Origin of the sequence: Vreelandella sedimenti (assembly GCF_013416325.1) — a bacterium.
Lineage (GTDB): Bacteria > Pseudomonadota > Gammaproteobacteria > Pseudomonadales > Halomonadaceae > Vreelandella > Vreelandella sedimenti.
In genome coordinates this window covers 148,121-174,654 of record NZ_JACCGK010000003.1, presented here as the reverse complement: position 1 = coordinate 174,654, position 26,534 = coordinate 148,121, and the positions used below count along the sequence as shown (strand labels likewise).

The 26,534-nt window shown below is 55.9% G+C and carries 25 protein-coding genes and 1 riboswitch; of the genes, 11 read left to right on the top strand and 14 right to left on the bottom strand.

Annotated elements, in window-relative coordinates; translation table 11 throughout:
* Positions 1 to 221: 221 nt before the first annotated feature.
* A complete protein-coding gene (gene cobO / locus HZU72_RS04325) occupies positions 222 to 821 on the top strand; it encodes a cob(I)yrinic acid a,c-diamide adenosyltransferase (RefSeq protein WP_180090697.1) in 600 nt (199 codons plus the stop codon).
* Positions 822 to 909: 88 nt separating this feature from the next.
* On the opposite strand, the gene HZU72_RS04320 is transcribed toward cobO, so the two are convergent.
* From HZU72_RS04320 to HZU72_RS04270, 11 genes are all read right to left on the bottom strand, one after another.
* The gene (locus tag HZU72_RS04320; RefSeq protein ID WP_133730418.1) at positions 910 to 2,205 is read right to left on the bottom strand and encodes an adenylosuccinate synthase; all 1,296 of its coding nucleotides are present in this window, start codon (positions 2,203 to 2,205) and stop codon (positions 910 to 912) included.
* Positions 2,205 to 3,401 carry an ATP phosphoribosyltransferase regulatory subunit gene (locus HZU72_RS04315; RefSeq protein ID WP_180090696.1) on the bottom strand — a complete coding sequence of 399 codons (1,197 nt, stop codon included), beginning with the start codon at positions 3,399 to 3,401 and terminating at the stop codon, positions 2,205 to 2,207. Before HZU72_RS04315 ends, HZU72_RS04320 begins: the two co-directional genes overlap by 1 nt.
* 143 nt (positions 3,402 to 3,544) lie before the next feature.
* Positions 3,545 to 4,441 carry a protease modulator HflC gene (gene hflC, locus HZU72_RS04310; RefSeq protein WP_180090695.1) on the bottom strand — a complete coding sequence of 299 codons (897 nt, stop codon included), beginning with the start codon at positions 4,439 to 4,441 and terminating at the stop codon, positions 3,545 to 3,547.
* Entirely contained in the window at positions 4,442 to 5,707 is a 1,266-nt protein-coding gene (gene hflK, locus HZU72_RS04305; protein ID WP_180090694.1) for an FtsH protease activity modulator HflK, read from the bottom strand.
* Positions 5,708 to 5,856: 149 nt separating this feature from the next.
* Entirely contained in the window at positions 5,857 to 7,167 is a 1,311-nt protein-coding gene (hflX, locus tag HZU72_RS04300) for a ribosome rescue GTPase HflX (RefSeq protein WP_071692781.1), read from the bottom strand.
* Between the two features lie 37 nt (positions 7,168 to 7,204).
* Entirely contained in the window at positions 7,205 to 7,453 is a 249-nt protein-coding gene (hfq, locus tag HZU72_RS04295) for an RNA chaperone Hfq (RefSeq protein ID WP_007114649.1), read from the bottom strand.
* Between the two features lie 192 nt (positions 7,454 to 7,645).
* Complete coding sequence (gene miaA, locus HZU72_RS04290) at positions 7,646 to 8,584, bottom strand: tRNA (adenosine(37)-N6)-dimethylallyltransferase MiaA (RefSeq protein WP_180090693.1); 939 nt, start codon at positions 8,582 to 8,584, stop codon at positions 7,646 to 7,648.
* A gap of 60 nt (positions 8,585 to 8,644) precedes the next feature.
* The gene (mutL, locus tag HZU72_RS04285) at positions 8,645 to 10,552 is read right to left on the bottom strand and encodes a DNA mismatch repair endonuclease MutL (protein WP_180090800.1); all 1,908 of its coding nucleotides are present in this window, start codon (positions 10,550 to 10,552) and stop codon (positions 8,645 to 8,647) included.
* Between the two features lie 18 nt (positions 10,553 to 10,570).
* Entirely contained in the window at positions 10,571 to 12,034 is a 1,464-nt protein-coding gene (locus HZU72_RS04280; protein ID WP_180090692.1) for an N-acetylmuramoyl-L-alanine amidase, read from the bottom strand.
* A complete protein-coding gene (gene tsaE / locus HZU72_RS04275) occupies positions 12,025 to 12,540 on the bottom strand; it encodes a tRNA (adenosine(37)-N6)-threonylcarbamoyltransferase complex ATPase subunit type 1 TsaE (RefSeq protein WP_180090691.1) in 516 nt (171 codons plus the stop codon). Before tsaE ends, HZU72_RS04280 begins: the two co-directional genes overlap by 10 nt.
* A gap of 11 nt (positions 12,541 to 12,551) precedes the next feature.
* Positions 12,552 to 14,024, bottom strand: a complete 1,473-nt coding sequence (locus HZU72_RS04270) for an NAD(P)H-hydrate dehydratase (RefSeq protein ID WP_180090799.1) — start codon at positions 14,022 to 14,024, stop codon at positions 12,552 to 12,554.
* A 97-nt stretch (positions 14,025 to 14,121) separates the two neighbouring features.
* Here HZU72_RS04270 and queG point away from each other — a divergent pair, with 97 nt between their 5' ends.
* Complete coding sequence (queG, locus tag HZU72_RS04265; protein ID WP_371829533.1) at positions 14,122 to 15,279, top strand: tRNA epoxyqueuosine(34) reductase QueG; 1,158 nt, start codon at positions 14,122 to 14,124, stop codon at positions 15,277 to 15,279.
* Here the strand turns inward: queG and orn are convergent.
* A complete protein-coding gene (orn, locus tag HZU72_RS04260; RefSeq protein ID WP_180090690.1) occupies positions 15,255 to 15,860 on the bottom strand; it encodes an oligoribonuclease in 606 nt (201 codons plus the stop codon). The two genes, queG and orn, sit on opposite strands and share 25 nt — an antisense overlap.
* A gap of 169 nt (positions 15,861 to 16,029) precedes the next feature.
* Between orn and rsgA the strand changes: the two genes are divergently transcribed.
* From rsgA to asd, 3 genes are all read left to right on the top strand, one after another.
* Entirely contained in the window at positions 16,030 to 17,049 is a 1,020-nt protein-coding gene (gene rsgA / locus HZU72_RS04255) for a small ribosomal subunit biogenesis GTPase RsgA (RefSeq protein ID WP_180090689.1), read from the top strand.
* 18 nt (positions 17,050 to 17,067) lie between these two features.
* A complete protein-coding gene (locus HZU72_RS04250; protein WP_180090688.1) occupies positions 17,068 to 17,910 on the top strand; it encodes a sulfurtransferase in 843 nt (280 codons plus the stop codon).
* 251 nt (positions 17,911 to 18,161) lie between these two features.
* Positions 18,162 to 18,995, top strand: coding sequence for an archaetidylserine decarboxylase (gene asd, locus HZU72_RS04245; protein WP_180090687.1), 834 nt, complete (start codon positions 18,162 to 18,164; stop codon positions 18,993 to 18,995).
* Between the two features lie 3 nt (positions 18,996 to 18,998).
* Here asd and epmA read toward each other — a convergent pair whose 3' ends face one another.
* Both epmA and efp read right to left on the bottom strand, forming a co-directional pair.
* Complete coding sequence (gene epmA, locus HZU72_RS04240) at positions 18,999 to 19,979, bottom strand: EF-P lysine aminoacylase EpmA (protein ID WP_180090686.1); 981 nt, start codon at positions 19,977 to 19,979, stop codon at positions 18,999 to 19,001.
* An 86-nt stretch (positions 19,980 to 20,065) separates the two neighbouring features.
* The gene (gene efp / locus HZU72_RS04235; RefSeq protein ID WP_133730405.1) at positions 20,066 to 20,632 is read right to left on the bottom strand and encodes an elongation factor P; all 567 of its coding nucleotides are present in this window, start codon (positions 20,630 to 20,632) and stop codon (positions 20,066 to 20,068) included.
* 164 nt (positions 20,633 to 20,796) lie between these two features.
* Between efp and epmB the strand changes: the two genes are divergently transcribed.
* The 6 genes from epmB to HZU72_RS04205 all read left to right on the top strand — a co-directional run bounded on the left by epmB (position 20,797) and on the right by HZU72_RS04205 (position 26,428).
* The gene (epmB, locus tag HZU72_RS04230) at positions 20,797 to 21,831 is read left to right on the top strand and encodes an EF-P beta-lysylation protein EpmB (protein WP_235975981.1); all 1,035 of its coding nucleotides are present in this window, start codon (positions 20,797 to 20,799) and stop codon (positions 21,829 to 21,831) included.
* 261 nt (positions 21,832 to 22,092) lie between these two features.
* A riboswitch (guanidine-I (ykkC/yxkD leader) is annotated at positions 22,093 to 22,215 on the top strand.
* A gap of 57 nt (positions 22,216 to 22,272) precedes the next feature.
* Entirely contained in the window at positions 22,273 to 23,361 is a 1,089-nt protein-coding gene (locus tag HZU72_RS04225; RefSeq protein WP_180090684.1) for a putative urea ABC transporter substrate-binding protein, read from the top strand.
* Positions 23,362 to 23,436: 75 nt separating this feature from the next.
* Entirely contained in the window at positions 23,437 to 24,264 is an 828-nt protein-coding gene (locus HZU72_RS04220; protein ID WP_180090683.1) for an ABC transporter permease, read from the top strand.
* Positions 24,261 to 25,055, top strand: a complete 795-nt coding sequence (locus tag HZU72_RS04215; protein ID WP_180090682.1) for an ABC transporter ATP-binding protein — start codon at positions 24,261 to 24,263, stop codon at positions 25,053 to 25,055. Before HZU72_RS04220 ends, HZU72_RS04215 begins: the two co-directional genes overlap by 4 nt.
* Positions 25,052 to 25,774 (top strand): urea amidolyase associated protein UAAP1, encoded by a 723-nt coding sequence (locus HZU72_RS04210; protein WP_180090681.1) that lies wholly within the window; start codon positions 25,052 to 25,054, stop codon positions 25,772 to 25,774. The genes HZU72_RS04215 and HZU72_RS04210 overlap by 4 nt, the downstream gene beginning before the upstream one ends.
* A 15-nt stretch (positions 25,775 to 25,789) precedes the next feature.
* Complete coding sequence (locus HZU72_RS04205) at positions 25,790 to 26,428, top strand: urea amidolyase associated protein UAAP2 (RefSeq protein WP_180090680.1); 639 nt, start codon at positions 25,790 to 25,792, stop codon at positions 26,426 to 26,428.
* Positions 26,429 to 26,534 lie beyond the last annotated feature (106 nt).

Sequence of the window (26,534 nt, the reverse complement as noted above, 5' to 3'; positions counted from 1 at the left end):
TATTCTAGAGCAGCCAGACCCCTAGGGGCCAATTCTCTTCTTTATTGTTGGATTTTAAGGTGCATTATTAAGACAAATATTCACAACAGCTTAGAAATATTTGTACAAAAATTGTCTTTAAGTAAATCCATAGTGATGTTCAACCCACTGCGGATAGCTTAGGCTAGCGGTTTATAAAATTGACGATTGTTCAGCCTACTCTTTTTTACCCAGGAGATACCATGAGTGACCGCGACACCCGCCACAAAGCCTCTATGGAGAAGCTTAAAGCGCGCGTAGAGGAGAAAGTAGCCAGTGCTAACGAGCAGCGCGGCCTAATCATTGTTAACACCGGTAACGGTAAAGGCAAAACAACCGCTGCCTGGGGTACGGTTACCCGCGCTTTGGGTTATGGCTATAAAGTGGGCGTGGTGCAGTTTATCAAGGGACTGTGGGAGTGCGGCGAACGCAATCGATTGGAGGAGGATGCCAATCTAAAGGTGGCGATAATGGCTACCGGTTTCACCTGGGATACGCAAAATCGCCAAGCGGACACCGACGCCTGCCAAACAGTGTGGAAAGAGGCTGAGCGTATGCTCGCGGATCCAGAGACCTATCTGGTGGTGCTCGACGAAATTACCTATATGCTCAAGTTTGGCTACCTGGAGATCGAAGCCGTTAAACAAGCACTGGAGAATCGCCCTACAGAACAGACAGTCATTATTACCGGCCGCAACGCTCACCGCGAACTCGTCGCCATGGCCGATACGGTGACTGAAATGCAGGAAGTGCGTCATGCCTTCAACAATGGCCTGCAGGCGCGTCGGGGGATCGATTTTTAATTCTAACCATCAATACCACCAATGCAAAAGGAGCAACTAAGTTGCCCCTTTTGCTCATCTGCTCACTAATGACCCGCTTAAACCGTGCTTAGCTATCGAACGGGTTACGCAGCACGATGGTTTCCATGCGGTCTGGACCGGTGGAGATAATATCGATACTGGTGCCTACCTGCTCTTCAAGGTAGCTGATATAAGCGCGGGCATTGGCAGGTAAATCCTCTACCTTTTTAGCGCCTAGAGTCGACTCTTTCCAGCCTGGCAGGTCTTCGTAGAGGGGCTCAACCGCCTCATAGCCTTCTGAATCCACTGGCGTCTCCAGCACATCACCATCTTTGCTGCGATAACCAACGCAGACTCGGATATTTTCCAGCCCATCCAGTACGTCCAGCTTGGTCAGGCAGATCCCCGAGACCGAGTTGATCTGCACCGCGTGACGCAGTGCCACGGCGTCAAACCAGCCACAGCGGCGGGCACGGCCAGTAGTAGCACCAAACTCGTGGCCACGCTCGGCAAGGTGGCGGCCATCGACATCGAACAGCTCAGTGGGGAACGGGCCTGAACCAACACGGGTGGTATACGCCTTGGTGATACCCAGCACGTAGTCCAAATAGAGCGGGCCGACGCCAGAGCCGGTGGCCGTGCCGCCTGCGGTGGTGTTGGAGCTGGTTACATAGGGGTAGGTACCGTGGTCGATATCCAACAGAGAGCCCTGAGCCCCTTCGAACAGGATATTCTCACCGGCTTTTCGCAGGTCATGCACCATACTGACGGTATCGCAAACCATGGGGCGTAGTTCTTCGGCCATCTGCATCGCCGTGTCCAGCACTTCCTGGAAGTCGACCGCTGGTTCGCCGTGGTAATTCACCAACACGAAGTTGTGGTAGTCGAGCACTTCGCCCAACTTGGAAGCAAAACGTTCGCGATGCAGCATATCGCCTAAGCGCAGGCCGCGACGGGCGACTTTGTCTTCGTAGGCGGGACCAATGCCCCGGCCAGTGGTGCCAATTTTGGCAATGCCACGGGCTTTTTCACGGGCCTGATCCAGGCGCACATGGTAAGGCAGGATTAGCGGACAAGCTGGTGACAGACGCAGGCGTTCGCGTACCGGCACACCTTTGGCTTCCAGCTCACGGATCTCTTTGATCAGCGCTTCCGGCGAAAGCACCACACCATTACCAATCACACAGGTTTTGCCTGGACGCAAAACGCCGGATGGAATCAGGTGGAGAACGGTCTTTTCACCGTCGATGACCAGCGTATGACCCGCGTTATGGCCACCTTGAAAACGCACCACGGCGGATGCGGATTCAGTCAGCAGGTCAACGATTTTACCCTTGCCTTCGTCACCCCATTGGGTGCCCAGCACTACGACATTCTTACCCATTATGATGCACTCGTCTCTTGTGTCAGGGTCGTTGGCTGCCAACGACCATCGATAAGCTCGAGACGGCGGTCACACTCATGCTCCGCCGGCCCAGTACGCTGCCCTGGCAGCGCTTGAATCACGCGTTCCCCCTGCTCACGCAGCGCGACAATGGCAGCGTTGAGCGACTCATCCTGCACAGCGGGCGACCAAATAGCCCCGCGACTCGGAGAGGCCAGCGCCAGCGACGCCAGCTGTTTCAGATCCATCGAGAAGCCGGTGGCCGGGCGCGCACGACCAAAAGCCCGCCCGGTATCGTCATAACGTCCGCCTTTAGCCAGCGCATGTCCGTAGCCCGGCACATAAGCGGCAAACATCATACCCGTGTGGTATTGATAGCCGCGCAGTTCCGCCAAGTCAAAGTAGAGCGACACATCAAAGCGTGCCAGCACCCCTTGATAGAGCGCATCCAACTGATCCAGTGCCGCCGTGACCGAGGCCGGCGCGCCGGCAAAACGCTCCCGCGCCTGACGTAAAATATCCGCACCGCCGTGCAGATCACCCAGAGCTAACAGCATGTCCGCTAAGGCCGGGTCGCTGACGCTGGCATCTACATGCTGCGCCAGTTGACTGGGGGATTTTAGCGCTAACGCCTCAAATAAATCACGCTCCTGATCGTCGCTGAGCGCTGCCGCTTCGGCAAGGCTTCGATAGATACCGATATGCCCCAACGCCAAGTGAATTTCCTCAGCGCCTGCAGCCTTCATACTGGCCAGCGCCAAGTGAATTATCTCACTGTCCGCTTCTAGCCCAGCATGACCAAACAGCTCAGCGCCCACCTGTACCGGGCTACGCCCTCCCTGATGCTGGTCTGCCTTAGCACGCAGTACATTAGTGCAGTAGCAAAGGCGCACCGGCCCCTGACGCTTTAGCGAATGGGCATCCATACGCGCAACTTGCGGCGTAACGTCCGCCGAGGCACCCATCATACGGCCGGTCAACTGATCAGTCAGTTTGAAGGTCTGAAGATCCAGATCCGTACCGGTGCCGGTTAACAGCGAATCCAGAAACTCCACTGGGGGCGGCATAACTTGGTCGTAGCCCCAGCAGTGGTAAAGATCGAGCAGCGCGCGGCGCAGCTCTTCCATACGGCTTGCCTGAGGCGGGAGCACCTCATCCATGCCGTCGGGCAGTAGCCAGCGGTCAGCGATGGTCATGACGATTGCCTTGAACTTGAAGAAATAGGAGCCACAAAAAAACCGGGCGACGCCCGGTCAATAAATTCTATCACGTTTATTGGCCGGGTGAACCCCGCTTGGCTATCAACAAACCAAGACGAGGAGCACCGGCCGACGGCGTTTTACTCGCCGTTGTCTTCTCCGCTTTCTGGTTCAGCGCTGCGCAAATAGCGGAAGAAATCGCTACTCGGCTCCAGCACCATCAGATTGCCATCGTCGGCAAAGCTTTCGCTATAGGCATTAAGGCTACGCCAGAAAGAGAAGAACTCCTGATCCTGACCATACGCTTCAGAGAAGATCGCCGCGGCTTGGGCATCGCCTTCACCGCGCAGCGTCTCGGAGCGCTCATTGGCCTGGGCAAGCAGTACTTGACGACGACGATCCGCATTGGCGCGAATACGCTCAGCCTCTTCCTGACCCTGAGCACGCCATTCACGGGCTTCACGCTCACGCTCCGAGCGCATCCGCTCAAAAACAGCGGCTGATACGTCTTCGGGCAAATCGATGCGCTTGATACGAATATCGCGAATAGCTACCCCAAGCTCTTCACGCATTAGTGAATCAAGCTCTTCGGTAGGACCGACCATCAGATCATCACGCCGCTCGGCAATAATTTCCTGAAGGTTCAAGCGGCCAAATTCATTACGCAAGCTCTCATCCACTCGCGGTTGAATCAGGCGGATAGCCATCAACTCATCACCGGCCGTCGCCTCGTAATAGCGCGTTGGATTAACCACCTGCCATTTAACATAGGAGTCGACGATAACCGCTTTCTGCTCTAGCGTCAGGTAACGGCTGGTATCAGTGTCCAGCGTCAGCAAGCGCGTATCAAACTTACGGATCGTTTGTGCGATCGGCACTTTGGCGTGCAGGCCAGGCTGAATATTCTCTTCGATAACTTCACCAAACCGCAGCTTAACGGCGCGTTCGGTTTCATCTACTACGTAGAGAGTATTACTCGCCAGCCACGCCACGGCAGCCAGACCACCAACAATCAGCAGGGATCGATTATTAATCATTTACCGGCCCTCCCTGCGGATGGAGCTACTATTGGTATTCGATGCAGAGCTGGAACTGCCCTGGGTGTTGCGTAATCGCTCAAGCACACTCGGGTCTAGCTGTTCATCGCTATTGGCGCTTCCGCTCGAAGAGTTATTTCGATTACTGCTCCCACCGCTAAGCTGATCGAGGGGCAGATACATCAGCGGCGCGTTTTCGCTTACATCCAATAGCACCTTCGGCGTTTTACCGAACACTTCTTCCATCGTGTCTAGGTACATACGTTCGCGCATGATGTCCGGTGCATTGCTGTACTCGGTCAATAGCGAGTTAAAGCGGTTGGCTTGACCTTGCGCTTCAGCAACTACCGATTCACGGTAACCCTGGCCTTGCTCAACAATACGCTGTGCCTGACCTTGCGCTTCAGGAATAATCGCGTTGGCATAGGCAATACCTTGGTTAATCGTACGCTGGCGATCTTCACGAGCACGAATAACGTCATCGAAGGCGTCAATCACTGGCGCGGGCGCCGAAGTGGACTCAATGTTAATGGTCTGTAAGCGAATACCGGCACCATAGTTGTCGAGATAGGACTGCAAACGACTAGCGACCGAGCTACCCAGAATCTCACGACCTGAGGTAAGGATATCGATCATATCAGTACCGCCGACAACGTGACGTAATGCCGAATCCAACGCATTCTCGATCGAAATAGCAGGATCACGAACGTTAAGTACGAAATCACGTGGATTAGCCACTTGGTACTGAGCAGAAATTTCCACTTCGACAATGTTTTCATCGCGGGTCAGCATCGACTGGGTCTGCGACAGAGAGCGTACACGGGTCACATTGACCATACGCACATCATCAATCAGCGGCGGATTCCACTGCAGGCCTGGATCTACGATGCCCTGAAACTCACCAAACCGCAGCACAACGCCACGCTCGGATTGATCCACGAGGTAGAAGCCCATTGCAGCCCAAATAGCCAGCGCAACAATAATCAGCAGACCTGGCAGCGCGAAAGGGTTGCGGTTCTTATCACTACCGCCACCACCGGTTTTCTTGCCGCCGCCTTTTTTGCCGCCACCCAACATGCTGTTGAGCTTGTCCTGAAACTTTTTCAGCGCTTCATCCAGGTCAGGTGGACCTTGGTTGTTACCCCCTTTATTGCCGTTGCCGCCATTATTACTTCCACGGTTTCCATCGCCGTCGTTTCCACCGCGTCGGCCGCCACTACTCCAAGGGTCGTGCTGGTTGCCACCACCAGGCTCATTCCAGGCCATACTTCGTCTCCACTAAGGTATTCGCTAACGCTAGTGGCATCACACTTAGGCGGCACCACCGCGTTTTGATATTATTGCTCTATAAACCTTGTACCATTTTTATACAAAACTGCATACATGCAGCGTACTAGGATGGGTAATTAAGTCGCTTACCACTCATCGGTTTCACGCAGCGCTTCAGGTAAATAGGTGTTGGCTCGCTCGCCCAGTTGGGCCATCAACTGATTAAAGTCACGCCGCGGCAAACGCACATCAAGCACTGAATGCCCCTGCTCATCAAAGGCTTCCTCGCGAACGGCATTAAGCTCGTGCAACCCTGCCCGCAGCTTACCCTGCTCGGGAGTCAGTGTCAGCGAAAAGCCAATGACATCATTTGCCAAGCGCTCGGTCAGCGCCTCATGGAGCAGCTCAAGCCCCTGGCCCTGCTGGGCCGAAAGCCAAACCACTTCGGGCACACCATGCCCATCACGCTCTATACGCGGTGCACTATCGAGCTTATCAATTTTATTCATGACTTTGAGTACCGGTACATCATCGGCACCGATCTCTTTGAGCACTAGCTCCACCTGCTCCACGTTTAACTCGCGGTCAGGGTCTGCGGCATCGATTACGTGTACCAGCAACGACGCTTCAGAGGCTTCCTGGAGCGTTGCTTGAAACGCCTCAACCAACTTGTGCGGCAAGTGGCGAATAAAGCCCACGGTATCGGCCATCACTACCGGGCCTACGTCTTCAATCTCAAGCCGCCGCAAAGTGGGGTCAAGTGTCGCAAACAGTTGGTCGGCTGCATACACCTCAGAATTGGTTAAGGCGTTAAATAGCGTTGACTTGCCGGCGTTGGTGTATCCCACCAGCGATACGCTATGAATTTCCGCACGAGCACGCGCACGGCGATTCTGGTCGCGTTGGCTGCGTACTTTATCGAGCCGTTTGTGAATCGATTTGATCCGACCACGCAACAGACGACGGTCTGTTTCTAACTGCGTCTCGCCTGGGCCGCGCAGGCCAATCCCACCTTTTTGCCGCTCTAGGTGTGTCCAACCGCGCACGAGGCGAGTCGACATATATTCAAGCTGAGCAAGCTCTACCTGCAGCTTACCTTCATGGGTTCTTGCCCGTTGCGCAAAGATATCGAGGATCAAACCAGTACGGTCAAGCACTCGGCACTTGAGCTCTTGCTCTACATTGCGCTCTTGAGAGGGACTTAAGCTATGGTTGAAGATCACCAGCTCTGCCTCATGAGCCGCGAGCAGTGCCCGCAGCTCTTCCAACTTACCTGACCCAATAAAGGTGCGCGAGTCAGGTCGGTGGCGGCTAGCAGTGAGTAGAGTCGCAGGCTCTGCACCAGCAGAGCGTACGAGCTCTAAAAACTCACCCGGGTCTTCACGTTTTTGTTCATCATGAAAATCGACGTGAACAAGAACTGCCGTTTCACCGGCGTCTGGGCGTTCGAAAAACAATCAATACCTCGTGGACTCTCTTGCTTCTCCAGCGGTGTTAAATCTCCGCATCCTGCTCTGCCGGGTCTTGCGCAGGCAAGCGTACGTTGCGAGATGGAACAACCGTGGAAATAGCGTGTTTATAAACCATCTGACTGACGGTATTGCGCAGCAGGATAACAAACTGGTCAAACGATTCGATCTGGCCCTGCAGCTTAATGCCGTTGACCAAAAAGATAGAGACCGGAATGCGCTCCTTGCGCAGAATGTTCAAGTACGGGTCTTGAAGGGACTGCCCTTTGGACATGTTGCTCTCCCTAAAACTGTCGTTGGGGTTAATTATCAAATGGCGTGCCCTACTGGTGCTACGCCGCACTATTTTATTACTGCCCGGAAGGCCGAATGATGCCCGAAGAGCCTAGTGATATTCGAAAGGCTCAAACACCCAGCCAATCGAAAACACACTACCTAAATTACCAGCTTAGCGAACTATCTTACGCTAAGCACCGCTGGCACGCACGAGTTTCAACACCTGATCCAGCGCATCTGAGCGCTGTGAATCCACCCAGTTAAGTTCTGGCCAGCTTCTTAACCAGGTTAATTGTCGCTTGGCTAGCTGACGAGTTGCGATCACGCCTCGCTCAACGAGGGAGGCATAGTCATACTCACCTTCCAGGTACTCCCACACTTGGCGATAACCAACACTCTTCATCGCCGGTAGGCCTAAATGTAAGTCATTACGCTTTTTGAGGGCGGCGACTTCATTTATCAAGCCCTCACCCAACATTACTTCGAAACGCAGGGCAATGCGTTGATGCAGCAAGCTGCGATCACTGGGCGCTAAAGCTATCGACAACACGCGCCAGGGAAAGGTTTCCGGCTGCTGCTCTGCCCACAGCTCACTCATTGGCCGCCCACTGGCGTAGTACACCTCCAGCGCGCGCATGACGCGCTGCGGGTCATTGGGGTGAATGCGCTGGGCGGATAGCACATCCACCTCTGCCAGGCGTTGATGTAGCGACAATAGTCCTTCGTTTTGCCACTGTGCTTCAAGCCGTTGGCGAATAGCCGGGTCGGCAGAAGGCAAGTTTGCCACCCCTTCAACCAGCCGCTTGTAGTAAAGCATGGTACCGCCGACCAGCAGTGGAACTTTGCCCGCCGCGCTGATTTGTCGCATAAGCGAAAGCGCATCTACACGAAAATCGGCCGCTGAGTAGGGCTCCGCAGGATCGCGAATGTCGATCAAATGGTGAGGCGCTCGGGCAAGCTCCGCCGCGCTGGGTTTGGCACTGCCAATATCCATACCGCGATACACCATGGCCGAGTCAACGCTAATCAGCTCATGCCCTAGGCGCTCGTGTAGCGCCATCGCAGCATCGGTTTTCCCGGCGGCCGTGGGGCCCATTAAAAAAATCGCCCAGGGGCGGGTATCAGCCATGCGCGGTTCCATTAGCTAAGAAAATGGTGATTACTGATCGCGCAGCTGTTGTTCAAGCATTTATTGGCCGCGCAAGAAGAGCCGATCAAGCGCTTTGAGCCCCATCTGCGTCCAGGTGGGACGACCGTGATTACATTGGTCGCTGCGCTCGGTGCGCTCCATGTCGCGCAGTAGCGCATTCATCTCGTCAATAGTAAGCCGACGGTTGGCACGCACGCTGCCATGGCAGGCCATAGTAGAGAGTAGTTCATGCACCCTAGCCTCGACTTGATGGGTACGCCCATAGCGCGACAGCTCTTCCAACATCTGACGCACCAGCGCCTCAGGATCAGCCTGGGCAAGTAACGCAGGTAATTGGCGTACCAGCAGCGTCTCTGGCCCGGCGATATCCAGCTCAATACCCAGCTTGGCAATTGCCTCTTGCTCGCTCTCTGCCGTGGCCACTTCGGCCCGGCTAGCGGCAATGGAGACGGGCACTAGCAGCGGCTGCGCATCCAACCCTTTGGCGCCGGCCAGTTGTGTCTTCATGCGCTCATAGACGATTCGCTCATGGGCGGCATGCATATCCACCAGCACCAATCCCTCAGCGTTCTGGGCCAGAATATAAATGCCGTGCAACTGCCCTAGCGCAAACCCTAGTGGTGGTGGCGCAGTGGGGTCGTCATCAGGCATCACCAGGGGCGCTTCACGCACCTCACTAACTCGCTCACTGGGAGGGCTCGGCTGAGGCGTTAACAGCGTTTCTTCGTGATTGGGGTGCAGCGCCTGATAACCCTGCATAAAGCGACGCACGCGCTCAGCACCGGGGTGGCGATCCGGCGAGTGGGTCAGGGCCATCCCCTGCTGCTGCCAGCGGGGCTGTTCGGCGCCCACTTCTGACGCTTCGCCCTGTGACGATGCGCCTGACGTATCAGCCACCTCGGCATCACGCTCCTCTGAGCTCTCGGCGGGTTTAGCTGACGCCAGGGAGTGGTGGAGGCTCGAATAGAGAAAATCGTGAACCATACGACCATCACGAAAGCGCACTTCATGCTTGGTGGGGTGGACATTGACGTCCACAACGTCTGGATCAAGCTCCAGATAGAGCACAAAGACCGGATGACGGCCGTTAAACAGCACATCACGATAGGCCTGACGCACCGCGTGGGCGACCAAACGATCACGCACCACGCGCCCATTGACAAAAAAGTACTGCTGGTCAGCCTGGGAGCGTGAGTGAGTAGGCAGGCCCACCCAGCCGCTTAGCCGTATACCGCCCGCTTCGCGCTCGATATAGCGGGCGTGCTCGATAAAATTCTTGCCCAGCAGCGAGGCAATACGCCGCTCCCGGGCCGCCGCAGAGTGACCGGCGGGCAACTGGTGTATGACTTTTTGGTTATGGCGCAGTACCCAAGCGATGTCGTAGCGGGATAGCGCCTGACGGCGAAATGCCTCTTCTACATGGGCAAATTCGGTCTTTTCTGTGCGCAGAAACTTGCGCCGGGCGGGGGTATTAAAAAACAGATCGCGCACGCCGACGCTGGTACCACGGGGGTGTGGCGCAGGTGTCACCCGTGCTTCCATGCCCCGACCTTCCGCAACCACCCGCCAGCCATGGCGGGGGTCGTCTTCGGCATTGGAGATTAGCTCCAGCCGTGAGACGGAGCTGATCGATGCCAGCGCTTCGCCGCGAAAGCCTAACGAGCTAACGCCCTCTAAGTCTTCCAGGCTGCCAATCTTACTGGTGGCATGGCGGGCCAGGGCCAGCGGCAAATCCTCTTCGCCAATGCCAATCCCGTCATCGCGCACCTTGATCAGCCGCGCGCCCCCTTGCTCGATCTCTACTTCGATACGCTGGCTGCCAGCATCGATAGCGTTCTCTATCAGCTCTTTGGTGACCGATGAGGGGCGCTCAACCACCTCACCGGCGGCAATCTGGTTGGCCAACCGCGGGTCGAGTACCTGTATACGCGGTGCGGTAGCGGTCATATCAGTCAACACGGCACCTCATGAACGGGGAATCTGTAACACTTGGCCAACGCGAATCACGTCACCATTCAGGTCATTGGCCTGCCTCAACTGATTAACCGGCACGCCATGGCGCACAGCAATCGCTGACAGGGTGTCTCCCGACTGAATACGGTACTCGTTACCCGAAGGGCGACGCTGATTATCACGCTGCCAGGCAAGCAGGCTGGCCGGCGGTGGGAAGCGCTCGAAATGCTCGCGCAAACCGCTGAAGATAGCCTGAGAAAGCCCTGACTGGTGAACTGGGTCGCGTAGCCGACGCTCTTCGTCAGGGTTAGAGATAAAGCCAACCTCAATCAACAGCGAGGGGATATCGGGAGACTTCAGTACCATAAACCCAGCCTGTTCGACCCGCGACTTATGCAGCCGGTTAATGCGGCCTAACTGCTCCAATACCTGACCACCAATCGAGAGCGAGTCATTCAGCGTGGCAGTCATGGTCAAATCCAACAACACGCCGCGCAGCACCTGGTCTTTATCACGCAAGGAGAGATTGCCATCGACACCGCCGATAAGGTCGGAGCGGTTCTCACTATCCGCCAGCCACTGCGCGGTTTCCGAGGTGGCGCCGCGCTGAGACAGCGCATAGACCGAGCTCCCTTGGGGCCTTGGGCTGGTGAAAGCATCGGCGTGTATCGAGACAAAAAAGTCGGCTTTTTGCTCACGTGCCAGTGCGGTACGCTGACGCAGCCCTATATAGTAGTCGCCATCCCGTACCAGCACAGCTTTAAAGCCTTCAGTACCGTTCACTTCAGCGGCTAGGCGACGGGCAATTTCCAGCACTACGTCCTTTTCCCGTGTGCCTGAAGGGCCAATCGCCCCCGGGTCTTCACCACCATGACCGGCGTCGACGGCAATAATAATATCGCGCCTTGGGTGCAGCTTGGCTTCCTGCACTTCTGCCGGCGTTGCCTCGCTAGGCGACGCCACGCTGTCCGACAACTGGCCTTGAGCAGATGCCCGCTGGGCCTGAATTTCCTGATCCCGAATCATCGCCTCAATTGGGTCAATCGGATTCTCGACGGCACTCTCACCAGGATATTCGAGATCAACAACCAGTCGGTGACCGTACTGATCGTTAGGTGTCAGGGTAAAATGGCGTGGCTCAATTTCTCGATTGAGCTCAAGCACTACCCTCAGGCCCCCACCCTCCCGCGCGCCGGTACGCACCGAGGTAATTGCACTGTCATGCAAAGGCAGCGTACTGGGGTCGGTATCCATCTGGGTATCATCTAAATCAATCACCAACCGCGCCGGGTTCTCCAGCGAAAATACGTTGGCATTAGTCGCAGCGGAGAGATCAAACACCAGCCGGGCATGATCTGGCGCCGCCCAAAGCCGCATGCTCTCTACGCTGGACGCTTGCACATCTACCGCCGCCAGGGCAAAAAAACCGGTGGCTAATAAGCGATATACGCCTGCCGCTATGCCCTTCATTTCCATTGAATCACACCGTTCTCCAACTGGTCGGAACCTTCTTTACTGACTGCACTTACCTTACTTCGCAATAATTCAAGCATACGCTGACCGTTATCACTACCCGCAGCTAATGAGACTAAACGCCCTTGTTCCACTACTTCCAAGGTTAGGCGCAGGTCAGGCGCAGGCAACCACCCTTCACCGCGGCTGGGCCACTCGACAATGGTGACTGCATCGTCGGCCAGCACGTCTCGACCACCAATAAATTCAAGCTCCTCTGGATCCGCTAAGCGGTATAAATCCAGATGATAAACCCGCTGGTCGTTCAACTCATAAGGCTCTACCAAGGTGTAAGTAGGACTTTTAACCGCCCCTTGATGGCCGTAAGCCCGTAGGATGCCACGCGTTAACGTGGTTTTACCGGCACCTAGCTCACCCTCTAGATAGACGAGCCCGCGTCTTTGCAATACGTGCCCGAGCGCTTCGCCAAAAGCGACCTGGGCCTCTTCGTTGTCTAATTGCACCTGCATGTGGGCTGCCTTCACGGATTAATCAATTTTCGCGCATAGGATGCCAGATCGCTGGCCAGCAGGCCACGCTCGCCTTCTTCCTCTGCCGCGCGATCGGCCGCTAATGCATGCACCATGGCACCTAGCCAGGCACTAAACTCCACCTCGCCCCGCTGAGCAACCAACGCCCCCAGCATACCGCTGAGCACATCGCCCATGCCGCCGCTGGCCATACCGGGATTCCCGTAAGGGCACACCACCAAACCGCTAGGCCCAGCAATTAAACTGCCCGCACCTTTCAAAATCACCACACCACCTCGGGCACGTTGCAGTGCCTGGGCAGCTGCGGGCCGGTCGGATTGGATATCGGCAACGGAACAGTTTAATAGTCGCGCGGCCTCACCGGGGTGTGGAGTCAAAATCCAGTTATCACGGCGAACCTCCGGCCACTGGCGCGCCAGGAGGTTAAGCCCGTCGGCATCTACCACCAGCGGGGCGTCTGACTGCAGTGCACTCTGTAGCACTGCCTGCCCCCAGGCAGCCTGACCAAGCCCTGGCCCTACCACCACAACGTCAGCGTTACTGGGCAGCTCAGCGGCTTCAGCGCCTCCGCGTACACCATGAGCCATCACTTCCGGGCAACGTACCAAGCTGGCGGTGATATGCTCAGGAGCCGTCGCCAAACTTACTTTACCCGCTCCCAAACGCGCGGCAGCTTGGCAGGCCAGTAGAGCTGCACCACCAAAACCTGGAGCGCCCCCCATCACCAACACATGCCCCATGTCACCTTTATGGTTAGTGCGTAGGCGCGGTGCAAAAGCCTCTGCCAGCAGCGAATCATCCAGCCGCCACGCCGTGGGGGGAATATCGAAATAGGCCTGGGCTTTGACACCCAGGGGTCGAAAGTCGATCTCGCCAGTATAGGCAGGGGCATCACCTGTATGTAATCCAACCTTATCGCCAATAAAGGTCACCGTGCAGGAGGCCTTCACAGCAATCCCCGGCACCGCCCCGGTGTCGGCAACCAAACCGGAGGGAGTATCAATCGCCAGTATCGGTTGACCTGCAGCATTGATCGTTTCAATAGCACGCTTGAAGCGCCCCTCTACTTCACCGGTCAACCCGGTGCCCAGCAATGCATCAACAATCACTTCGCCGGTGAGCTCAATCCCAGCGTGCCACTCCTCGCAGCCCACTCCCGCGGATGTTGCTAATTCCGCGGCACGGGCCGCGTCGCTGCTGAGCTCTTCAACAGGCTTAAGGGTTATCCGCTGCACTTTGAGGCCCGACTGCATGGCTAGCGCTGCCAGCACGTGACCATCGCCACCGTTGTTACCACTCCCACATAGCACGGTGATACTACGTGCCTGTGGCCAGCGGGAGCGGAAGCTGTGCCAGGCGCTTGAGGCGGCGCGCTGCATCAATGCAAAGCCATCGATACCCCCGGCGATCGTGCGCCGATCGAGTTCCTGAACCTGGGCTGCTTTATAGAGGGGGCGTAGCATGGAAGTATTCGGGACTGTCACGATCGCTCCTTTCACATGTTTTGATGGCTGCCAATGCGTTAGCATAGCGCTCTTAATGCCTTGCTGTTGATTGACTATGTCGAATTCCACTGCCTTTGCACGTTCTGATGGTGCAATGACTGACCAGAAACTTGCTCGCCTGGCCGACCTGATTAAAACCTGGGGGCGAGAGCTGGGCTTTCAGCAAGTGGGCATCACCGATACTGAACTGTCGGCTCATGAAGACCACCTCGACGCGTGGCTGGAAAAGAGCTACCACGGCGAAATGGGCTTTATGGCCAAGCACGGCACCAAGCGCACTCGCCCTGGGGAATTGGAACCCGGCACTCAACGCATTATCAGCGTGCGTATGGATTACCTGCCTGCTGAGGTGGAGAGCACCAAGGTGCTCGGCCAGCCCGCCCGCGCCTATGTATCGCGCTACGCCCTTGGGCGTGATTATCACAAGCTAATCCGCAAACGGTTAGCCCTATTAGCAAAAAAAATTGAGCAGGAAGTCGGCAGCTTCGGGTACCGCGCTTTTGTTGACTCAGCGCCGGTGATGGAACGCGCCCTGGCTCAAAAAGCGGGGCTCGGCTGGTTTGGCAAAAACGCCATGCTGCTCAACCCCAAGGCGGGTTCGCTGTTTTTTCTTGGCGAACTCTATACTGACCTTCCATTGCCCATTGACGCACCGTTTGAGCACGAACACTGCGGTAGCTGCAGTGCTTGCCGCACCGCCTGCCCCACCGGCGCCATCGTTGACGATAAAGTCGTCGACTCGCGCAAATGCATTTCGTATCTCACCATTGAACTGCACGGCGCGATTCCAGTTGAGTTTCGCCGCTCCATGGGTAACCGTATTTACGGCTGCGATGACTGCCAACTGGTCTGCCCTTTTACTCGCTTTACCCATATCACCCAGGAAGATGACTTTGCGCCGCGCCATGACCTGGATCGCGCATCGCTTATTAGCCTGTTTGGCTGGGGCGAAGCGGAATTTCTGAACAAAACCGCCGGCAGCCCCATTCGGCGCATTGGCTACCAGCGCTGGCTGCGTAACATTGCCATTGGCCTGGGCAACGCGCCCTGGAGCGAGGCCGTTGAAGCCGCGCTATGGGCGCGTAGGGCCTACCCAAGCGCGCTGGTGCGTGAACACGTCGCCTGGGCGCTTGAGGAGCAGCACCTCAAACGCGGCGAGCTAATTACTACTGACGGGGGCTTAAACGCTTACTCTTCTTCGTCGCTGCGCTGATCAACGCGTAAAAACGTATTGCGGTAGTGGGCCAGCTCGGCAATCGACTCTTTAATATCGTCCATGGCCAAGTGCACATTCTGTTTGCTAAAGCCCGCCAGCGCACCGGGGTTCCAGCGTTTGGCCACTTCTTTTATGGTAGACACATCAAGATTGCGATAGTGGAAAAAGTTGAGCAACGCAGGCATCTCACGCTCGAGAAAACGCCGATCCTGATGGATGCTGTTGCCACACATGGGCGACGAACCCGCCACTGCGTACTGCTGCAAAAACGCCAGGGTTTGCTGCTCAGCTTCAGCGGTTTCCACTTGGCTTGCCTTCACGCGTGCAACCAAGCCTGATTCGTTGTGGGTTTTCTGGTTCCAGTCATCCATCTGCGCCAGCAGACTATCGGGCTGCTTCACTGCAATAACCGGCCCCTCGGCGACCACATTCAAATCCGCATCTGTAATGAGCGTGGCTACTTCAATGATGCGCTCTTTATTAGGATCGAGACCGGTCATCTCTAGATCAATCCACACCAGCAGATCATTCCGCGGCGATGTTTTTCCTTCCGTTGCACCCGTCGTATCGCTGCTCATTACCGTTATCCTTTTGCATAAATGGCTATTAACATCATGCAAGTGTGCCTTAAATAGATCCGCCAAGCAGCTACAAAGGAGAGCTTGGCTACTTGATGGCATCTTTGATAAGTACAATCACACCTTTGATAGGTACAATGACCTCTATTGTAGCGATCATCAGGTGGTCATGAGCAAACGTAAATTAAGTCGCCAGCAACAGTGGCGCGTCGAGAAAGTCCAGGCGGAACGTGCCCTGCGTGCAGAAAAGCGCGATGTTCAAGACGCTGAAAAGCTCGCCGCCGGTGAATACGGAGCCGAACAGCCGGGCCGTGTCGTTGCTCACTTTGGACGCACCCTGGAGGTGCGCAATAGCGATAATGAACCGGTGCGCTGTCACTTACGCGCCAACTTGGATGGCCTAGTCACCGGCGACAGAGTGATATGGCGTGCAGGGCAAGAAGGCTCCGGCGTGGTGGTGGCTCGTGAAGAGCGCGATAGCGTGCTTAAGCGACCAGACGCTCGCGGCCTGCTCAAACCGGTGGCCGCCAATATTGACCAGCTGTTGATCGTGTTTGCGGTAGAACCCGCACCTCACGCCAACCTTATCGATCGCTATCTGGTCGCCGCCGAGGCCACCGGTATAGCGCCCGTGCTGGTGCTCAACAAAACCGACCTGCTGCCAGAAGATGGCGGCGAGTTAGGCAAATTATTAGAACGCTATCGCAATTTGGGCTATCCCGTCGTACGCACCACCACCGCTACCGAAACCGGGCTGGATGATCTGCGCAGCCAGCTTGAAGGCCGCACCTCGGTATTCGTCGGTCAAAGCGGCGTGGGCAAGTCTTCGCTAATCGACCTGCTGCTACCCGATGAAACCCTGCGCATTGGCGCGCTCTCGGAAGACTCGCGTAAAGGTACTCACACCACCACCACGGCACGCCTCTACACCATGAGTCGTGCTGAAGTGGCCGACGGCGATCTCATTGACTCACCGGGTATTCGCGAGTTTGGCCTGGTGCACCTCAACGAGCAGGAAGTTACCGACGGCTTTATTGAGTTTCACGACTATATTGGTCACTGCCGCTTCCGTGACTGCCGCCACCGCAATGAGCCAGGCTGTGCTTTACTCGCAGCGGTCGAGGCAGGCAAGATTCATCCAGCACGCTTTACCAGCTACCGGCGCATACTTGATAGCTTGGATAGCTAGGATTTAGAGGAGTTACTCATGAGCACCGAAAGCCAATCGTCGGAATCCAACCTGCTGCCGCTAATCGTTGAGCCTGAACAGCTGCAGGAACATTTGGATGACCCACAGCTGCTGATTATCGATGTACCGGTCAACGGCGATAGCTATCGTCAGGGCCATGTGCCTGGGGCTATCTTCCTCGATTTTCGCTATTTGATGCGCGGTGAAGGGCCTGTGCCCAGCGACGTTCCCAGCGTCGAGGCGCTATCAAGGCTGTTCAGTGCCCTGGGCTTAACCCGCGATACTCACGTGGTCGCTTATGACGACGAAGGCGGCGGCTGGGCGGCACGATTACTGTGGACGCTAGACCTGATCGGCCACACTCGCTACTCCTATTTGAACGGCGGCATTCACGCTTGGCGCGATGCGGGCCTGGAAGAGAGCACAGAACCAAACGCCCCAACCCCCAGCGAATACCACGCTGAACTTCTCAACCCCCAAGCCCTGATTACCTGCGACGAAATCAAAGAAAAGCTCGATGATAGGCAGTTTGCGGTATGGGATGCGCGCTCCAAAGATGAGTACGATGGCGTACGCGGTAACAACAAGCACCTGGGCCATATTCCAGGGGCGGTCAATATGGATTGGCTCCACGCCATGGATCGCAACCGTGCGCTACGTATACGCGATTACGCCGAGTTGATCACCGAGCTAGGCGCCCTGGGCCTCACGCCCGACATGGAAATTGCCACCCACTGCCAAAGTCACCACCGCAGCAGCTTTACCTGGCTGGTGGGCAAGGCGCTGGGCTTTAATATGCGCGGCTATGCGGGTTCCTGGGGAGAATGGGGCAACCGCGACGACACACCGATTGAGAAGTAATAACGCACTCTTCCCCAATGTTTAAAACAAGTATGTGCTTGATCAAGAGCGCCGGGGACAGGTTGTAGAGGGGGTCATTTGCCATGGCCGGAAAATGTTCCATACCATTCCGGCATTTCCGCCATCCATGGCGGTCAGATGGCAAATGTAGCGCCCAAGGAAGGGTTCACAGCGCCCCCTCGTAGACCTGTCATCGGGGTAACTCTTAATGGCAATATCCCACTACAAGCCACTGCCAAAAAGTAACCACTGTGACCCTTTCCCAAAAAGCCTTTTCACTACTCCAATATCCGCTGCCTCACCACGCGATCTCGCGCCTAACCGGCCAGTTCGCCCAGTGTGACAATCCGTGGGTGAAAAACACCTTGATTAAAGCGTTTATCAAACGCTTTAACGTTGATATGAGCCAGGCGCTGGAGCCAGACCCCACCGCCTACGCTACGTTCAACGACTTCTTCACCCGGGCGCTCAAAGCGGATGCCCGCCCGCTAGGCGACGGCATCCTCAGCCCCGCCGATGGTACGCTCTCCCAATACGGACGCCTACAGGCCGGACAACTGGTGCAGGCCAAAGGCCACACCTACTCCGCGCAAACCCTGCTCGGCGGCGATACGGCACTGGCAGAAGAGTTCTTAGGCGGCAGCTTTGCCACCGTTTACCTCTCCCCACGGGACTATCACCGAGTGCATATGCCGGTAACCGGCACGTTGCGAGAAATGATCTACGTACCCGGTCGGCTCTTCTCGGTCAACCAGGCCACCGCCAACTACGTGCCGGGCCTCTTCGCCCGCAACGAGCGCTTAGTATGCATCTTTGATACCGCGTACGGCCCCATGGCGATGGTACTGGTTGGTGCGATGATCGTCGCTGCCATCGAAACCGTCTGGTCAGGGCAGGTGACGCCGCTTGCGGGCTGCCCTCAGCGCACACAGTTTAGCCAACCTATCACACTTGAAAAAGGCGCCGAGATGGGCCGCTTCAAGCTTGGTTCTACCGTGGTGATGTGCTTCGCCAAACCGCTGAACTTTGCAGTCAACCCACTGGGCAGCATGGTGCAGATGGGGCAAGCGCTGGGGGATTATTAATTGTTAGCAATTAGGCGTTGAGAATGTAAGCACGTCTTCCAGGCGTGCTTTGCCGAGTGCCAACTGAATCAAACGATCTATCCCCAGCGCCACACCGGCGCCTTCGGGCATTCCGTGCTCAAGTGCGGCCAGCAACTGCTCATCCACATCCACTTCCGGTAAGCCCAAACGGCGGCGCTCAGCGTTATCTTCGGCAAAGCGCGTGCGCTGCTCAGCCGCATCTGTCAGCTCATCGTAGCCGTTAGCCAACTCAATACCGTTAAGATAGACCTCAAAGCGGGAAGCCACCCACTCACCATCTGCATCTTGATGGCGTCGCGCCAGGGCTGCTTGGCTAGCCGGATAATCAACCACCACGCTTAGCTCCTGCTGGCCTAACTGCGGCTCGATCACCACGCTCATTAACAGGTCAAGACAGGTATCGCGACCTTCATCAGCTAAGGATTGGGCAGGCATTTGTGCCCGCTCGGCAGCTATCGCCCTCAGCCTAACCAGCGACGTCGTGAACGGATCAACCTCTACGTAAGTATGAAACAACTCCCGGTAGCGATAATGCACAGGTGGGCCGGGGAAACTGGGCAACAGTGACATAATGAGCGTCGCAGTCTCATCAATCAGTTGATCCAGCGTAAATTGCGGCCGATACCACTCCAGCATAGTGAACTCAATATTATGGCGGGCGCCGATTTCGCCATCGCGAAAACTGCGCGCAAGCTGAAAGATCGGCCCACTGCCCGCTGCGAGCAAGCGCTTCATATGGAATTCTGGGGAGGTTTGCAGCCATAGACGGCGCTGCCCTTTGTCCGTGCGCGCCAAGGTGTGTAGCGAGACCAAGTGCACATCCGTGCTGCCCCCCTGCCCCAGCACTGGCGTTTCTACTTCCAGCACATCACGCTGGGCAAAAAAAGCGCGCACTTTGGCCATTAACCGCGCCCGTTCGCGCAGCGTTTCAAAAGACGCTGAGGGTTGCCAATCAATGGCCATGGAGACTCCTTGGAAAACCACCTTAAAATAATAATGGCCACGCACAAAGCGTGGCCATTAAGACATACAAGCGCCCAGGAAAGCGATCAAGCGCGGGAGACGTAGTCCCCACTGCGCGTATCGATTTTCAACACTTCGCCCTGGTTAATGAAGAGCGGCACACGCACCACAGCACCAGAAGACAACGTCGCAGGCTTAGAACCACCCTGTGCCGTATCGCCTTTCAAACCGGGATCTGTTTCCACGACTTCCAACTCGATAAAGTTAGGCGGCGTCACGGAAATAGCCTTATCATCCCAAAGCGTAATGATATAGGGCACCTGCTCTTTCAGCCACTTGACGGTATCGCCTAGCGCTTTTTTCTCTACTGCATACTGCTCAAACGAGCCATCGGTCTTCATGAAGTGCCACATATCACCATCGGTGTATAGATACTCCATCTCTAAATCCATGACATCGGCCCCTTCCAGCGAGTCACCAGATTTGAAAGTCTTCTCACCTACGCGGCCAGTCATCAAATTCCGCAGCTTAACTCGGTTAAACGCCTGCCCCTTACCGGGCTTGACCAGCTCGTTCTCAACGATCGAGCAAGGATCGCCGTCGAGCATTACTTTCAGACCGGCCTTGAATTCGTTGGTAGAATAGTTCGCCATAATGTCTCTCAATTATCCATTTCAGTTATTTGTTTCAACAGGTAGTGCGCGAAACCATACTTTGCCACCGTCAGCAGGTTTATATACCAGTAGCTATATGCCAGCAGCGTTGCAAATGGCGTCGTTAAATAAGTGCGCGCATGATAACCCGAAGGAGAGCTTTTTTGCAGGAGAACATCATTATTGCCGCGTCTGAAACGCAAAGCCATCGCGACTCACTGGCGCAACCTACTTGGCAGCAGCAGCTTTCTCATGCCATTCGCGATCCGCAAACACTTTGCGAACGGCTGGGACTAAGCCACGACTGGTTGGCGGGCGCCCAGGCTGGACATGCACTGTTTGACGTATGTGTTCCTGAAGCGTATCTCAACAGAATACCCTATGGCGATATAAACGACCCGTTGCTGCGCCAGGTACTGCCGCTTGGCGAGGAAGCGCTAACGCCACATGGCTACGTCGTCGATCCGCTTGAAGAAGCCGAACATCGGCCCGCCAAAGGGCTGATCCATAAGTATGCTGGCCGAGTGCTGCTTATTGCCAGCCCCAACTGTGCCATCAACTGCCGCTACTGCTTTCGTCGACATTTTCCCTATAGCGATAACTCACCCTCCAGAGCGCAGTGGCAGGAAGCGCTGGATTACCTGCGCGCTGACACCACTATTCACGAGGCGATTCTGTCTGGCGGCGATCCACTGGCCGCCAGCGATCGCCAGTTGGCATGGCTGGTGGAGCAGCTAGAAAGCATCCCGCACCTAAAACGGCTACGCATTCATACCCGCCTGCCGGTGGTGATTCCCGATCGGGTCGATGACGCCCTGCTTGACTGGCTCTCAGCTACACGCCTGCAAAAAGTGGTGGTGCTGCATATTAACCACGCCAATGAAATCGACCAAGCAGTGATAGACGCCTGTGCGCGCCTTAAGCAGGCGGGTGCAACACTACTCAACCAGAGTGTCCTGCTGTGCAATGTGAACGATAGCGTCACCACACTTGCCGCGCTTTCTGAACGGCTATTCGAAGCGGGTATTCTACCTTACTACCTGCATGTGCTGGATCCTGTGCAAGGCGCTGCGCATTTTGATGTGACGGATAATGAAGCGCGCAAGCTAGTTGCTCAACTTCTCGCTCATCTACCTGGGTTCTTAATGCCACGACTAGTGCGGGAAATCCCCGGTAAAGAGAGTAAAACGCCGCTATAGAAAAGCGACTATCAAAAGCCACGCTAAGACTTCTAAATGCTGACGCTGATCGTTATAAAAAGCCTCACAATAGTGCATCAAGATATTCATCCGCACTATCATGATGCAATTAATGTTTAACAGGCATGCTACTCGTCAGAATTTAAATTCAGCAAACAACTAAAAATAAACGCATTTTTTAAATCGGGCCAATATTTTGCTCTATTAATAAGTGTTACAAACGGGGTATCGACGGCTAACGCTGCCAAACAATTTAAGTTTCCAATAGATCGCTAGGGTTCCGACACCATCAACATATACCCCCTGATGGCTGTGGCTGGTCCGAGAGCAATCGACCTAACGCCAAGGCGTGAGGTTACACGGCGGGACAAAAGCCCGGGAGGATAAGGTGCAGTGATGCGCCGATGCCCCCGAGTTTTCCCTTAGCCGCTGGAGGCTGCCATGACCCGTTGCAATCGTACTTCCCCAAAACGCTTACCCCTCACTTCGCTTTCCGCCGCACTCTCTACCACCCTGCTGGCAACTCTTGTTGCGGCTGCGCCTGCCCAAGCCCAAGAGCGGGACGAGTTTAGCGTCTGTTGGTCGATTTATGCCGGCTGGATGCCCTGGGCCTACGCCGACGTTGAAGGCGTGGTCGATAAATGGGCCGACAAGTACGGCATTAGCATTGATGTGGTGCAAGTGAACGACTACGTCGAATCGATTAACCAATTCACCTCGGGCAATGTTGACGGCTGCGCCATGACCAATATGGATGCGCTGACAATCCCCTCCGCCAGTGGCGTCGACTCCACTGCACTGATTATCAACGACTACTCCAACGGCAACGACGGCATCGTGCTCAAAGGTAGCGACGATCTTGCCGATATTGAAGGCCGCCAGGTCAACCTGGTTCAGTTCAGTGTCTCCCACTACTTCCTGGCGCGCGCCCTTGAGAGCGTCGGCCTTACTGAACGCGATATCGAAACGGTCAATACCTCCGATGCGGATATTGTTGGTCTCTTCTCTAGCGATACCACCGAAGCTGTCGCTGCCTGGAATCCACAGCTAAGCGCCATCGCTGATATGCCCGATGCCAACGTGGTGTATACCTCAGCGGAAATCCCCGGCGAAATCCTCGATATGATGGTGGTCAACACCCAAACCCTAGCCGATAACCCTGCCCTTGGCCACGCTTTGGTCGGTGCTTGGTATGAAGTAATGGGTTTGGTTGAAGCGGATGATGAGCATGCCCTCAACATTATGGCCGATGCGGCGGGCACCGACCTTGAAGGCTATCGCTCTCAGTTAGACGCCACCTACCTGTATACCGACCCAGCAGAGGCAATTGAGTTAATGGAAAGCCCCGAGCTGCTCAAAACCATGGAACGGGTCGCCGAGTTTAGTTTCACCCATGGCCTACTCGGCGATATGGCGCCCAATGCTGGCGTCGTCGGCATCGAAACCCCTAGCGGCATGTTTGGCGATGAGAGCAATGTGCAACTGCGCTTCGAACCTAGCTTTACCCAAGCGTATCTCGACGCTCAGTAACGGGTCCCTCCTGCATTAGCGCGACGGGAGTGGCCCTTGCCACTCCCTCTGCTCCCATCTTTCGTGGACACCGTCATGAAGCGATTAATTAACTTAACGCCCTCTCGGGGCGGCCGCTGGCTGTTGGGCCTGCTGCCTTTTTTGCTACTGGCTATGCTCTATATGAGCCTCTCCAACGCAAGGCTGGCGGAAAACCCTAACGACCGTTTGTTGCCCACGCCTTCGACCATGGCAAGCTCGTTTTATCACTTGGCCACCGCCGAGAACGTTCGCACGGGGGAGATTGTGCTGTGGACAGACACTTTCGCAAGCCTGGAACGTATTGTGATTGGTGTCGGTATTAGTGCATTGATTGGTCTAGTGGTGGGTATCCTAAACGGCGGCTTGCCTGTTGTGCGCGCCAAGCTTTCGCCACTAGTTACTGTCGCCTCGCTGATTCCTCCTATGGCGATACTGCCGATTCTATTTATCGCCTTTGGTACCGGTGAGGCCGCCAAAATTGCCCTGATTGTGATTGGGGTAACGCCATTTCTTATTCGTGACCTTCAAGGCCACGCCCTGCGGCTCCCCGATGAGCAGTTGATCAAAGCACAAACCCTAGGCGCCAGCTCCTGGCAGGTGCTGTTAAGAGTGCTGCTGCCACAGCTTACCCCTCGGCTACTGAACGCCACCCGTTTGGCGTTGGGCACTGCTTGGCTTTTTTTGATCGCCGCTGAAGCCATCGCGGCGCAGGAAGGGCTTGGCTACCGCATTTTTCTGGTACGTCGTTATCTATCGATGGATGTGATTTTGCCTTATGTGGCCTGGATCACCCTACTGGCGTTTCTGCTCGACCAACTGCTGGCCTGGGTGTCGCGGCTAGCATTCCCCTGGTATCACGCCGGCGAAGGAGATAATTCATGAGCCTTCTCGCGGCCAAACGATTAGAGAAGCACTACGGCAATCACGTTGTGCTCGAAAACCTTAATTTTAGCGTTGAGTCCGGGGAGTTTGTCACCTTAGTGGGCGCCTCGGGATGCGGTAAAACCACCTTTCTTAAAATGCTTCTGGGCACTGAAGCCTCCTCGCGGGGTAGCTTAACGCTGGATGAAAAACCCATCCCCAATGAGCCCGGCCCCGACCGGGGAGTGGTGTTCCAGAAGTACTCGGTGTTTCCTCACCTCACGGTGCAGGGCAACGTAATGATTGCCGATGAGTTTCACCGCGCCAAGCTGCTGGGCAAGAGTTTTGGCTCAGACAAGCGCCACGCTATTGAAAAGGCTCGTGCTCGCATTGAAGAAGTCGGCCTTAGCCATGCGCTCAGAAAGTATCCTCACGAGCTCTCCGGTGGTATGCAGCAACGCTTGGCCATCGCCCAGGCGCTGATGATGCGGCCGCGCATTTTACTGCTCGATGAGCCTTTCGGCGCGCTTGACCCAGGCATTCGTCAGGATATGCATGTGCTTATCAACCGCCTGTGGCAAGAGCAGCACCTGACGATCTTTATGATTACCCACGACCTTAAAGAAGCCTTTGAGCTAGGCACGCGGCTGTGGGTATTCGATAAAACCCGTCAAGACCCACAGGCGCCGGAGGCATATGGCGCCACAATTACTTACGACCTTCCTATTTCGAGAGACCGCCCCTCAACAGACTTGCAAGAAGCGCTTTACCAGGGCGGTCTGAAAACTCACACCCAGGAGACGCTGCTATGATCAACGAAGCGCGATACACCACTCATTTACCTGGCGGGCACCACTGGTCGCTGCGCCTGCGCCGCGGCACCACCTTGACCTTGACGGCGCAGGAAGCCGACAGCAACGTAGGGCTTTTATGCTACAACCCCGAAAACCTGCTGGAGCGCTTAAACCTACCCGACACCCTGAAGTGTCAACACACCTTTAAACTCACCCAGGGCCACTGCCTCTACTCGGATATGGGGCGTATTTTTGCCTCCATCACCCATGATGATCTGGGCTGGCACGATAGCGTGGGCGGCAATTTAATGCCCCACCATCTGCTGCAGAAAGGCTGGCAGCCGGTCAGTTATCAACAGGCCCATAACGACTGGACGCTCACTGGCTTCGATGCCTTTTTAGTGGAATTGGCCAAGTACGGCCTGGGCCGCAGGGACATGGCCGCCAATCTAAATCTTTTCTCCCGGGTAGAAAGCGATGACGAGGGCAGGCTGCGCTATATCTCTGGCCACTGCCAGCCCTGCCAAAGCGTCACACTGCGCTTTGAGATGGACACACTCGTGCTGCTGCACACCTGCCCCCACCCACTCGACCTCAGCACGGAGTACCCCCGTCGAGGCGTGGACATCGCCCTCGGCACCGCCGAGCCGACCACCGAAGACGACCCTTGCTACCGCTCGCGGCCCGAAAATGCCCGCGGCTTCGCCAATAACCGTCTTTACCACCTCGGCCTATAAGGGGGAACGAACACCATGATTATTGAAAGCACTTTACGCCCCGAAAATGCCTTAAGCCGCACCACTGTAAACGCAGGCGACCACTACATAGGCATCGTTAAACGCGGCCAAACCCTGCGTATTCTCGATTTAGAAGGCAATCAGGCCGCAGATACGCTGTTCTTCAGCGCTGACGATACCAGCGAGCGCTACAGCGCCATGGATACGGTACGCGAACAAGGCGCGGTTTACCTCACCGCAGGCTCCCCGCTGATCTCCAGCGAAGGCCGCACTATGCTGACGATTACCGCTGACACCTGCGGCCGTCACGATACCCTGGGCGGCGCCTGCGCCAGCGAAAGCAACACCGTGCGCTACGACCTGGAAAAGCGCTATATGCACTCCTGCCGGGATAACTGGATGCACGCCATCGCCAACTATCCAGAGTTTGGGCTTACCAAGCGCGATATCACCCACAACATCAACTTCTTTATGAATGTGCCGGTCACCGCCGACGGTGGGCTAACCTTTGAGGACGGCATCTCCGCACCGGGTAAATACGTTGAGATGGTCGCCGAGATGGATGTGATCGTGTTGGTCTCCAACTGCCCCCAGCTCAATAACCCCTGCAACGACTACAACCCAACGCCTATTGAGCTGTTGGTTTGGGACTGACATGAGAATAGGCGCTGATCAAGTCAGGAGAGTAAGCGAAACGTCTTTTTCAGGGCCGGAAAGAGCTCCATGCAATTCCGGCATTCCCGCCATCCATGGCGGTCAG

What these genes read in the sequence shown, in the direction of transcription:
- HZU72_RS04315 (WP_180090696.1), bottom strand. Translation starts at nt 3,401, where the DNA reads ATGACCATCGCTGACCGCTGGCTACTGCCCGACGGCATGGATGAGGTG.
- queG (WP_371829533.1), top strand. Translation starts at nt 14,122, where the DNA reads ATGTCGAATTCCACTGCCTTTGCACGTTCTGATGGTGCAATGACTGAC.
- hfq (WP_007114649.1), bottom strand. Translation starts at nt 7,453, where the DNA reads ATGTCCAAAGGGCAGTCCCTTCAAGACCCGTACTTGAACATTCTGCGC.
- mutL (WP_180090800.1), bottom strand. Translation starts at nt 10,552, where the DNA reads ATGACCGCTACCGCACCGCGTATACAGGTACTCGACCCGCGGTTGGCC.
- HZU72_RS04220 (WP_180090683.1), top strand. Translation starts at nt 23,437, where the DNA reads ATGAAGCGATTAATTAACTTAACGCCCTCTCGGGGCGGCCGCTGGCTG.
- rsgA (WP_180090689.1), top strand. Translation starts at nt 16,030, where the DNA reads ATGAGCAAACGTAAATTAAGTCGCCAGCAACAGTGGCGCGTCGAGAAA.
- HZU72_RS04210 (WP_180090681.1), top strand. Translation starts at nt 25,052, where the DNA reads ATGATCAACGAAGCGCGATACACCACTCATTTACCTGGCGGGCACCAC.
- HZU72_RS04205 (WP_180090680.1), top strand. Translation starts at nt 25,790, where the DNA reads ATGATTATTGAAAGCACTTTACGCCCCGAAAATGCCTTAAGCCGCACC.
- orn (WP_180090690.1), bottom strand. Translation starts at nt 15,860, where the DNA reads ATGAGCAGCGATACGACGGGTGCAACGGAAGGAAAAACATCGCCGCGG.
- HZU72_RS04270 (WP_180090799.1), bottom strand. Translation starts at nt 14,024, where the DNA reads ATGCTACGCCCCCTCTATAAAGCAGCCCAGGTTCAGGAACTCGATCGG.
- tsaE (WP_180090691.1), bottom strand. Translation starts at nt 12,540, where the DNA reads ATGCAGGTGCAATTAGACAACGAAGAGGCCCAGGTCGCTTTTGGCGAA.
- HZU72_RS04250 (WP_180090688.1), top strand. Translation starts at nt 17,068, where the DNA reads ATGAGCACCGAAAGCCAATCGTCGGAATCCAACCTGCTGCCGCTAATC.
- HZU72_RS04280 (WP_180090692.1), bottom strand. Translation starts at nt 12,034, where the DNA reads ATGGAAATGAAGGGCATAGCGGCAGGCGTATATCGCTTATTAGCCACC.
- miaA (WP_180090693.1), bottom strand. Translation starts at nt 8,584, where the DNA reads ATGGCTGATACCCGCCCCTGGGCGATTTTTTTAATGGGCCCCACGGCC.
- HZU72_RS04320 (WP_133730418.1), bottom strand. Translation starts at nt 2,205, where the DNA reads ATGGGTAAGAATGTCGTAGTGCTGGGCACCCAATGGGGTGACGAAGGC.
- HZU72_RS04225 (WP_180090684.1), top strand. Translation starts at nt 22,273, where the DNA reads ATGACCCGTTGCAATCGTACTTCCCCAAAACGCTTACCCCTCACTTCG.
- HZU72_RS04215 (WP_180090682.1), top strand. Translation starts at nt 24,261, where the DNA reads ATGAGCCTTCTCGCGGCCAAACGATTAGAGAAGCACTACGGCAATCAC.
- hflC (WP_180090695.1), bottom strand. Translation starts at nt 4,441, where the DNA reads ATGATTAATAATCGATCCCTGCTGATTGTTGGTGGTCTGGCTGCCGTG.
- efp (WP_133730405.1), bottom strand. Translation starts at nt 20,632, where the DNA reads ATGGCGAACTATTCTACCAACGAATTCAAGGCCGGTCTGAAAGTAATG.
- cobO (WP_180090697.1), top strand. Translation starts at nt 222, where the DNA reads ATGAGTGACCGCGACACCCGCCACAAAGCCTCTATGGAGAAGCTTAAA.
- hflK (WP_180090694.1), bottom strand. Translation starts at nt 5,707, where the DNA reads ATGGCCTGGAATGAGCCTGGTGGTGGCAACCAGCACGACCCTTGGAGT.
- epmA (WP_180090686.1), bottom strand. Translation starts at nt 19,979, where the DNA reads ATGGCCATTGATTGGCAACCCTCAGCGTCTTTTGAAACGCTGCGCGAA.